Here is a 9,843-nt window from a genome sequence, read left to right on the forward strand (position 1 = left end):
AACCCAAAACCCAAAACCCAAAACCCAAAACCCAAAACCCAAAACCCAAAACCCAAAACCCAAAACCCAAAACCCAAAACCCAAAACCCAAAACCCAATCACGAAACCACAGTCTTCTTAACCGCCAACAACCCCTTCAACGCCCCCAACCGATCCTTCGGCGACATCGCCGGCATCGTGTCCTCCGGCGTCGGCCCAGCATCCTCCCCAAGCTTCATCTCAGCGATATAGCGCGACGGCTCGCACACCACCGTCTCCCGCGCTCGCTTGCGCTTCTTGCACCAACTGATATGCAGGCTGCGCTGCGCCCGCGTGATGCCCACATACATCAACCGCCGCTCTTCTTCGATCTTCTCGTCGGTCAGGTCGTCGTCTTCACGACAATGCGGCAGGATGCCTTCCTCCACACCCACCAGAAACACGTGCGGATACTCCAGCCCCTTGCTCGCATGCAGCGTGGACAGGCGCACCGCATCCGGATCCTCTTCCTTGCCTTCGAGCATGCTGATCAGCGCGATGGTCTGCGTGAGTTCCAGCAGGTTCTTGCCGGTGTCCATCAGGCCATCGGCGTTGTCGAAACCGGTGGCCTCTTTGTCGTCACCTTCGTCGTCATCCTTCTCCGGCTTGGTGCCCTTGCGCTTGAGCCAGTCGAGAAACTCCAGCACGTTGGTCCACTTGTTCTGCGCCTGGCGCTCGTCGTAGGTGTCGTACAGGTAGGCCTCGTAGTGGATGCCTTCCATCATCTCGTCGAGCAGCGTGGCGGCGGGCTCCTTGGCGGCGCGGTCCGAGAGCCGCACGATGAATTCGCAGAACACCCGCAGCGGCTCCAGCTGGCGCGGCGCGAGTTGCGCTTCGATGCCGCCCATCATCGCCGCCTCGAACAGCGACACCTTGGCCTGTCCCGCGAATGCGCCCAGCACTTCCAGCGTCGCATTGCCCACGCCGCGCTTGGGCGTGGTGATGGCGCGAATGAACGCAGGATCATCATCCGCATTGGCAATCAGCCGCAGATACGCGCACAGATCCTTAATCTCCGCCTTGTCGAAAAAGCTCTGCCCTCCCGAGAGCACATACGGAATGCGCTCTCGGCGCAGGATCTGCTCGAACAGGCGCGCCTGAAAGTTGCCGCGATACAGGATCGCGTAATCGCGAAACTGCGCGCGGCGCTCGAACTTGTGGGCGGACAGCTTGAAGACGACGCTTTCGGCTTCGTGTTCTTCGTCATTCGCGCTGGTCACGTTGATGGCATCGCCCATGCCGTGCTCGCTCCACAGCGTCTTCTCGAACAGCTTCGGGTTCTGCGCGATGACTGCGTTCGCGGCGTTCAGGATGCGCACGGTGGAGCGGTAGTTCTGCTCCAGCTTGATCACCTTCAGGTTCGGGAAATCCGTCTGCAGCAGCTTGAGGTTGTCGAGCGTCGCGCCGCGCCAGCCGTAGATGGCCTGGTCGTCGTCGCCCACCGCCGTGAAGGCCGGCGCCCGCAGGTGCGAACCGCCCGCGAGCAGCTTCAGCAGCTGATACTGGCAGGCGTTGGTGTCCTGGTATTCATCGACGAGGAAGTAACGCAGGCGGTTCTGCCACTTCAGGCGCACGTCTTCATTGCGCGCGAACAGCTCGGCGGGAATGCGGATGAGGTCGTCAAAATCCACCGCCTGATACGCATGCAGCGTCGCGACGTAGTTGCGGTAGACGAGCGCAGCCTGGTGGTCGTCGACGTTGTTGTTGGCGAGCGCCTCGGCAATCGCGGTGTCCGGATCGACGAGACCGTTCTTCCACAGCGAGATCGTGCTCTGCACGCGGCGGATCAGCTGCTTGTCGGTCGTCGCGAGTTGCTCTTGGATCATGCCGAAGCAATCGTCGGAATCCATGATCGAGAAACGCGGCTTGAGGCCGACGTGTTCAGCCTCGGCGCGCAATATCTGCACGCCAAGGGAGTGGAACGTACAGACCGTCAACTGCTTGATGGGAATGCGCTTGCCGTCTTCGCGTGTCTTGCCGTCCATCAGCTTGGCCACGCGCTCCTGCATTTCCTTGGCCGCCTTGTTGGTAAACGTAACGGCGGCGATGTGCTTGGGCTCGAAGCCCTTGTCGAGGATCAGGTGCGCGATCTTCTGCGTGATCACGCGCGTCTTGCCCGAGCCCGCCCCCGCGAGCACCAGGCATGGGCCGTCGAGGTAGTGCACAGCTTCGGATTGGGCTGCATTGAGCCCGTGGGCGAGACCGGAAGACATGGGGACAGGCGGAAGAAAAAGCAGGCGGGAACGACAGCGGAGGGCGATGGTAGCACGGCGCTTTTGCGTCGATTGAGCAGATGGCAAACCCTTCACCGGGGCGCCAGCGGAGGTGCCCGATACCGCACCGTATGCGTTTGCGCCCCTCCCTTTTCGCAGGGGCGTTACATCGCTTACGCGCCGTTACACGAACGCCGTACACGGCGCTCCTCAGCACGCCGTTATGGACGGGACAGCGGCTGAATCGGTCGGCCGCTCATCGGAGAACGCACCATGAACCGCATCGTCAAAGCCCTGGCCATCAGCGCCGTCGCCCTGTCTGCCACCACGGGCGCCTTCGCCCAGACGCAATGGCAAAAGGACCACCCGCGCCGCGCCGAGGTCAACCACCGCCTCGCCAACCAGAACAAGCGCATCCACAACGAAGTGAAGGAAGGCGAAATCACCAAGAGCCAGGCGCGCCAGCTGCACAAGGAAGACCGCCAGATTCGCCAGGAAGAGCGTGACATGGCCGCCCAAAACGGTGGGCACATCACCAAACAGGAACAGCGCACGCTGAACCAGCAGGAAAACCAAGTCAGCCGCCAAATCGGCAAGTAAGTCAAAGCAAGAGCAGCCACACCCGCACTCCGACCACACCCGAACAAGGCGCTCCCGCCCGCGCCCCGACGGTGTGGCCGTTGTCTTTGGCCTTTGACGTTCCTGCCCTAGATGGCGCCTTGAATTTCTGTTGCAGGGAGGAAAAAGGAAGGGAAACTGTCTGAGCGAAGCGAGTTTTTCCCTTCCCCTCCCTGCGACATAAATTCAAGGAGTCTTCCGCCATCTCGGGCGCGCCTTTCTTTTGCTTACTTTTCTTTGGCAAGACAAAGAAAAGTAAGTCGGTCCCGGCAGGGAACGAAAGGGGGATGGACCACAAGCACAAAAAATCCAGCCCTCCCCCCAACCCGAAACCGCCAAGTCCACCCCAATTGACAATCCCATCCCCCTTCCGTAAATTCCGCCCATCCATCCGGGAGAGCGTGCCCGCCGTACACGGCAAGGCGCCGCCGAAGGGGTAGCACCCGAAAACTCTCAGGCATCCAGGACCGGGCGGATCGGCGGACATGCGTCCGACCGCACTCTGGAGAGCTGGCGCCGCACGACCACTGCGGGCGCCCACCGAAGGGGCTCACGAACGGCGCGCACCGCTATGCGCACCGCTTCGCAATCTCTCAGGTACCAAGGACAGAGGGGCCATCTGCGCAGCTTGTTGATCTTCATGGCGTCACCATGAGGGATCAGGCTGCGCGGGTGGCCTTTTTGCTTTTCTGGTTCCCGATCCATGCGCCGCGCCCAAGCCACGGCGGCGCACTCAGCCGAGAGATTCCATGACGCTCCAACACACGCCGCTCAATGCCATCCACCGCTCGCTGGGCGCCCGCATGGTCGACTTTGGCGGCTGGGACATGCCCGTCAACTACGGCTCCCAGATCGAAGAGCACCACGCCGTGCGCCAAGATGCCGGCATCTTCGACGTCTCGCATATGTGCGTGGTCGACCTCACCGGCGCGCGCGTGCGCGATTTCCTGCGTGGGCTGCTCGCCAACAACGTCGACAAGCTGCAGACGCCCGGCAAGGCGCTCTACAGCTGCATGCTGAACCCCAAGGGCGGCGTGATCGACGACCTGATCGTCTACTTCTTCCGCGAAGACTGGTTCCGCCTGGTGGTCAACGCCGGCACGGCACCGACCGACCTGGAGTGGATCGTCGCGCAGAACGCCGCCGCCGGCACCGACGTGACCATCACGCCGCGCCGCTCCGACAACAATGCGGGCGCCGAGCCGCTGGGCATCCTGGCCGTGCAGGGCCCGAACGCGCGCGCCAAGACCTACGCCGCGCTGCCCGGCACGCAGGCCGTGGGCGATGCGCTCAAGCCGTTCAACGCGGGCTTCGTCACCGTGGAAAACGTAGGCGAGGTCATGGTCGCCCGCACCGGCTACACCGGTGAAGACGGTTTCGAACTCGTCGTGCCGGCCTCGCAGATCGCGGGCGTCTGGGAGCGCCTGCTGCAGGCCGGCGTGCGCCCGGCAGGCCTGGGCGCGCGTGACACGCTGCGCCTGGAAGCCGGCATGAATCTCTACGGCCAGGACATGGACGAGCATGTTTCCCCGCTCGACGCCGGCCTCGCCTGGACGGTCGACCTGCAAAGCGAACGCGACTTCACCGGCAAGGCCGCGCTGCAAGCCGGCGGCCAGCGCGAGCAGTTCGTCGGCCTGATCCTGCGCGACAAGGGCGGCGTGCTGCGCGCCCACCAGAAAGTCATCACCGCCGCCGGTGACGGCGAGATCACCAGCGGCACGTTCAGCCCGAGCCTGTCGCTGTCCATCGCACTGGCGCGCCTGCCCAAGGACGTGGCCATCGGCACCGACGTACAGGTCGAAATTCGCGACCGCAAGTTGACCGCGACTGTGGTTAAACTGCCGTTCGTGCGCAATGGCAAGGCGCTGGTCAGCTGAACATCGAATCTGCATTCCCAAATACCCATCTTCCGGAGAAACCTTTCATGAGCAACGTCCCCGCCGATCTGAAGTACACCGAACACGACGAGTGGATCCGCGTTGAAGCCGACGGCACGCTGACCATCGGCATCACCGACTTCGCGCAGGACGCGCTGGGCGACATCGTCTTCCTGGAGCTGCCGGAAGCCGGTCGCGCCGTTGCCAAGGACGAAGCGATTGCCGTGGTCGAATCGGTCAAGGCTGCCTCCGACATCTACGCCCCCGTCTCGGGCGAGATCATCGCCAACAACGCCGACGCAGCCGGCGCACCGGAATCCGTGAACGCAGGCGCCTACGACGCCTGGCTGTTCAAGATCAAGCCGACCAACGCCGACGACGTGAACGCCCTGATGTCGGCTGCTGATTACGAAGCCAAGATCGGCTAAGCCGGTCACCCCAAGCCGATGTGCCTGACCCGCACATTGGCGCTTTGCCTGAATTTCGAGCCCTTGCCATGAACGCTCCGCACCCCGCTTCCTCGGCGCTTGCCGCCGAACGCCCGACGTTGGCTGACCTGGAGGCGCGCGACGCCTTCGCGCACCGCCACATCGGCCCGTCTGCCGACGAGCAGACCGCCATGCTCGGCACGCTCGGCTACACCAGCCGCGCCGCGCTGATCGACGCCGTGATCCCACCGGCCATCCGCCGCCAGGACGGCATGCCGCTGGGCGAATTCACGCAGCCCCTGACCGAAGAAGCGGCCCTCGCCAAGCTGCGCGGCATCGCCGGGCAGAACCGCGTGGTCAAGAGCCTGATCGGCCAGGGCTATTACGGCACGCACACGCCGGGCGTCATCCTGCGCAACATCCTCGAAAACCCCGCCTGGTACACGGCCTACACGCCGTATCAGCCGGAAATCTCGCAGGGCCGTCTGGAAGCGATGCTGAATTTCCAGCAGATGGTGATCGACCTGACGGCGATGGACATCGCCAATGCGTCGATGCTGGACGAAGCGACCGCCGCGGCTGAAGCCATGACGCTGCTGCAGCGCATCGGCAAGTCGAAGTCGACCGTGTTCTTCGTGGCAGACGACGTGCTGCCGCAAACGCTGGAAGTCGTGCGCACCCGCGCCGAGCCGATCGGCGTGCAAGTGGTGACCGGGCCGGCGGCCGACGCTGCCAAGCACGACGCGTTCGGTGTGCTGCTGCAATACCCGGGCGCCAACGGTGCGCTGCTGGGCGATCTGGCGACCTACCAGGCGCTGACGGACGCCGTGCACGCCGCCGGCGGCCTGGTGGTTGCCGCGGCTGACCTGCTGGCGCTCACGCTGCTGGCCGCGCCGGGCGAATGGGGCGCCGACGTGGTGATCGGCAACACGCAACGCTTTGGCGTGCCGTTCGGTTTCGGCGGCCCGCACGCCGGCTACATGGCCGTGCGCGATGCGTTCAAGCGCTCGATGCCGGGCCGACTGGTCGGCGTGACGATCGATGCGCAAGGCAACCCGGCCTACCGCCTCGCGCTGCAAACGCGCGAGCAGCACATCCGCCGCGAGAAGGCCACCTCGAACATCTGTACCGCGCAGGTGCTGCTGGGCGTGATGGCGTCGATGTACGCCGTCTACCACGGCCCGCAAGGCCTGAAGCGCATCGCCCAGCGCGTGCACCGCCTGACCGCCACGCTGGCCGCCGGCCTGCGCGCGATCGGCTACACGCTGGAAGCCGATGCCTTCTTCGACACGCTGACCGTCGCCACCGGCCCGCGCACCGCCAACCTGCACATCGCTGCGCAGGCGCGCGGCATCAACCTGCGCCAGATCGACGACGCGCGACTGGGCATCTCGCTGGACGAGACCGTCACGCGCGCCGATGTCGTGGCGCTGTGGGAAGTCTTCGCGCATGCCGCCCACGCGAGCGCGCCGGACTTCGACCAGACCGAAGCGGGCGTCGCCGATGCGTATCCGGCCTCGCTCATCCGCCAGAGCGCGTACCTGACGCACCCGGTGTTCAACGCGCACCACTCCGAGCACGAAATGCTGCGCTACCTGCGCAGTCTCGCCGACAAGGATCTCGCGCTCGACCGCACGATGATCCCGCTGGGCTCGTGCACGATGAAGCTCAACGCCACCGCAGAAATGCTGCCGGTGACGTGGCCCGAGTTTTCGAACATCCACCCGTTCGCGCCCGCCGACCAGACTGTCGGCTACCGCGAGATGATCGACCAGCTCGAGCAGATGCTGTGCGCCGCCACCGGCTACGCCGCCGTGAGCCTGCAGCCGAATGCCGGCTCGCAGGGCGAATACGCCGGTCTGCTGATCATCCACGCCTACCACGCCAGCCGTGGCGAAGCGCACCGCAACGTGTGCCTGATCCCGTCGTCGGCGCACGGTACGAACCCCGCATCGGCGCAGATGGCCGGCATGCAGGTGGTCGTCGTGGCCTGCGATGAGCGCGGCAACGTCGATCTGGCCGACCTGGAGAAGAAGGCGGCCGAACACAGCAAGAACCTCGCGGCGATCATGATCACCTACCCGTCCACGCACGGCGTGTTCGAGGAAGGCGTGAAGCGCGTCTGCGAAATCGTGCACAGCCACGGCGGCCAGGTGTACGTGGACGGCGCCAACATGAACGCCATGGTCGGCACCGCCGCGCCGGGCCACTTCGGCGGCGACGTCTCGCACCTGAACCTGCACAAGACGTTCTGCATTCCGCACGGCGGCGGCGGCCCGGGCGTTGGTCCGGTGGCCGTGGGTGCGCACCTCGCGCCGTTCCTCCCGGGGCGCGCGGCTTCCGGTGAAGACGCGAGCAAAAACATCGGTAACGTGTCGGCGTCGGCGTTCGGCTCGGCGTCGATCCTGCCGATCTCGTGGATGTACATCGCGATGATGGGCGCCGCGGGCCTGACCGCCGCCACCGAGACGGCCATCCTGTCGGCCAACTACGTGGCCAAGCGTCTCGCGCCGTACTACCCGGTGCTGTACACGGGCGCGCACGGCCTGGTGGCCCACGAGTGCATTCTCGACATCCGTCCGCTGCAGAAGGAATCGGGCATCAGCAACGAAGACATCGCCAAGCGGCTGATGGACTTCGGCTTCCACGCACCGACGATGAGCTTCCCGGTGCCGGGCACGCTGATGATCGAGCCGACCGAAAGCGAGCCGAAGGTGGAACTCGACCGCTTCATCGACGCGATGATCGCCATCCGCGGCGAAGTCGACAAGGTGATCTCGGGCGAATTCGACCGCGAAGACAATCCGCTCAAGCACGCGCCGCACACCGCAGCCGTGGTGATGGCCGATGACTGGTCGCACAAGTACACGCGTGAGCAGGCCGCCTACCCGGTGGCATCGCTGCGCGCACGCAAGTACTGGCCGCCGGTTGGCCGCGCCGACAACGTCTACGGCGACCGCAACCTGTTCTGCGCCTGCGTGCCGATGAGCGAGTACGCGCAAGACTAAAGCCGGCGACCCAGCGCGATTGCCATCGCGCCGCGCCTCAGGCGGCCGCCTCGCACCACGGGGCGGCCGTTTGCGTCTGAACAACCCGAACGCGGGCGGCCACAAGCCGACTCGCCCCTTTTGCAAAACGCCCCCCGGAGCCTTACCCCATGGCTGTTTCTGTTTTCGACCTCTTCAAGATCGGCATCGGCCCGTCCAGCTCGCACACCGTCGGGCCGATGCGCGCCGCGCTGATGTTCGCCTCGGGCCTCGAAGCCGACGGCCTGATGCCGCAAGTCGCCAGCGTGCGCGTCGAGTTGTACGGCTCGCTCGGCGCCACCGGCAAGGGCCACGGCACCGATCGCGGCGTCATCCTCGGGCTGATGGGCGAGGCGCCGGACACCATCGACCCCGACACCATCGAAGACAAGCTGGCGGCGCTGCGCGCCTCGCAGTCGCTGTCGCTGCTGGGCCGCCACCCGGTGCGCTTCACCGAGAAGGAGCACATCGCCTTCTATCGCCGCGAGGCGATGGCCGAGCACCCGAACGGCATGAAGTTCCATGCCTTCGATGCGGCCGGCGAGCGGCTGCGCGAGGCGCGCTACCTGTCGGTGGGCGGCGGCTTTGTCGTCACGGCCGGTGCGCCGAATACGCAAGTGCTGGCCGCGCACGACCAGTTGCCGCATCCGTTCCGCAGCGGCAAGGAATTGCTGGCGATGTGCGAATCGACGGGCAAGTCCATTGCCCGCCTGATGCTCGAAAACGAATTGACGTGGCGCACCGAAGCCGAAGTGCGCGCCGGCCTGCTCAACATCTGGCACGTGATGCAGGCGTGCGTGTCGCGCGGCTGCCGCACCGAAGGCGAACTGCCGGGCCCGTTCCACGTGCGTCGCCGCGCGGCGGAGCTGTATTCGCGGCTCACGGTGCAGGCCGAACGCACGCTATCCGATCCGCTGTCGGTGATCGACTGGGTGAACCTGTATGCGATTGCCGTGAACGAAGAGAACGCCGCGGGCGGGCGCGTCGTCACGGCGCCGACCAACGGCGCAGCCGGGATCATCCCGGCCGTGATGCATTACTACGACCGCTTCGTGCCCGGCGCGAATGACGACGGCGTCGTGGATTTCCTGCTCACCGCCGGCGCGATCGGCATGCTGTACAAGATGAACGCGTCGATCTCGGGCGCGGAAGTGGGCTGCCAGGGGGAAGTCGGCGTGGCGTGTTCGATGGCGGCGGGCGCGCTGGCCGCGGTGCTGGGCGGCACGCCTGCGCAGGTCGAAAACGCAGCGGAGATCGGCATGGAGCACAACCTGGGGCTGACATGCGACCCGGTTGGCGGGCTGGTGCAGATTCCGTGTATTGAGCGCAATGCGATGGCGTCGGTGAAGGCGGTGAATGCGGCGCGCATGGCGTTGCGGGGGGATGGCACGCATTATGTTTCGCTCGACTCCGTGATCAAGACGATGCGCGAGACGGGGGCGGATATGAAGACGAAGTACAAGGAGACGGCGCGGGGGGGGTTGGCGGTGAATATTGTGGAGTGCTGATATTTGGTCTGTGGTTTTTGCGTTGGTGGTCCATCTCCCTTTCGTTCCCTGCCGGGACCGACTCACTTTTCTTTGTCTTGCCAAAGAAAAGTAAGCAAAAGAAAGGCGCGCCCGAGATGGCGAAGGATTCCTTGAATTTGCGTAACCGGGCGGAG

General features: G+C 65.0%; 6 protein-coding genes and 2 riboswitches. Of the genes, 5 read left to right on the plus strand and 1 reads right to left on the minus strand.

What is annotated here, in order from left to right; all coding sequences use genetic code 11:
- Positions 1 to 98: 98 nt before the first annotated feature.
- Complete coding sequence (locus tag R2669_RS24740; RefSeq protein ID WP_316902500.1) at positions 99 to 2,231, minus strand: UvrD-helicase domain-containing protein; 2,133 nt, start codon at positions 2,229 to 2,231, stop codon at positions 99 to 101.
- Positions 2,232 to 2,504: 273 nt separating this feature from the next.
- On the opposite strand from R2669_RS24740, the gene R2669_RS24745 reads away from it, so the two are divergent.
- The 5 genes from R2669_RS24745 (at position 2,505) to R2669_RS24765 (ending at position 9,688) form a co-directional block, all read left to right on the plus strand.
- Positions 2,505 to 2,831, plus strand: coding sequence for a hypothetical protein (locus R2669_RS24745; RefSeq protein WP_027678500.1), 327 nt, complete (start codon positions 2,505 to 2,507; stop codon positions 2,829 to 2,831).
- A gap of 400 nt (positions 2,832 to 3,231) precedes the next feature.
- Positions 3,232 to 3,329: riboswitch (glycine riboswitch) on the plus strand.
- Positions 3,330 to 3,341: 12 nt separating this feature from the next.
- A riboswitch (glycine riboswitch) is annotated at positions 3,342 to 3,469 on the plus strand.
- 129 nt (positions 3,470 to 3,598) lie between these two features.
- A complete protein-coding gene (gcvT, locus tag R2669_RS24750; protein WP_316902503.1) occupies positions 3,599 to 4,726 on the plus strand; it encodes a glycine cleavage system aminomethyltransferase GcvT in 1,128 nt (375 codons plus the stop codon).
- Between the two features lie 47 nt (positions 4,727 to 4,773).
- Positions 4,774 to 5,154: a glycine cleavage system protein GcvH gene (gene gcvH / locus R2669_RS24755; protein ID WP_147218752.1), complete on the plus strand. Its 381-nt coding sequence runs from the start codon at positions 4,774 to 4,776 to the stop codon at positions 5,152 to 5,154.
- Positions 5,155 to 5,222: 68 nt separating this feature from the next.
- Complete coding sequence (gene gcvP / locus R2669_RS24760) at positions 5,223 to 8,162, plus strand: aminomethyl-transferring glycine dehydrogenase (RefSeq protein ID WP_147218750.1); 2,940 nt, start codon at positions 5,223 to 5,225, stop codon at positions 8,160 to 8,162.
- Between the two features lie 149 nt (positions 8,163 to 8,311).
- Complete coding sequence (locus R2669_RS24765) at positions 8,312 to 9,688, plus strand: L-serine ammonia-lyase (protein WP_316902505.1); 1,377 nt, start codon at positions 8,312 to 8,314, stop codon at positions 9,686 to 9,688.
- Positions 9,689 to 9,843: the final 155 nt, after the last annotated feature.

The organism is Ralstonia edaphi (assembly GCF_958350185.1).
GTDB lineage: Bacteria > Pseudomonadota > Gammaproteobacteria > Burkholderiales > Burkholderiaceae > Ralstonia > Ralstonia edaphi.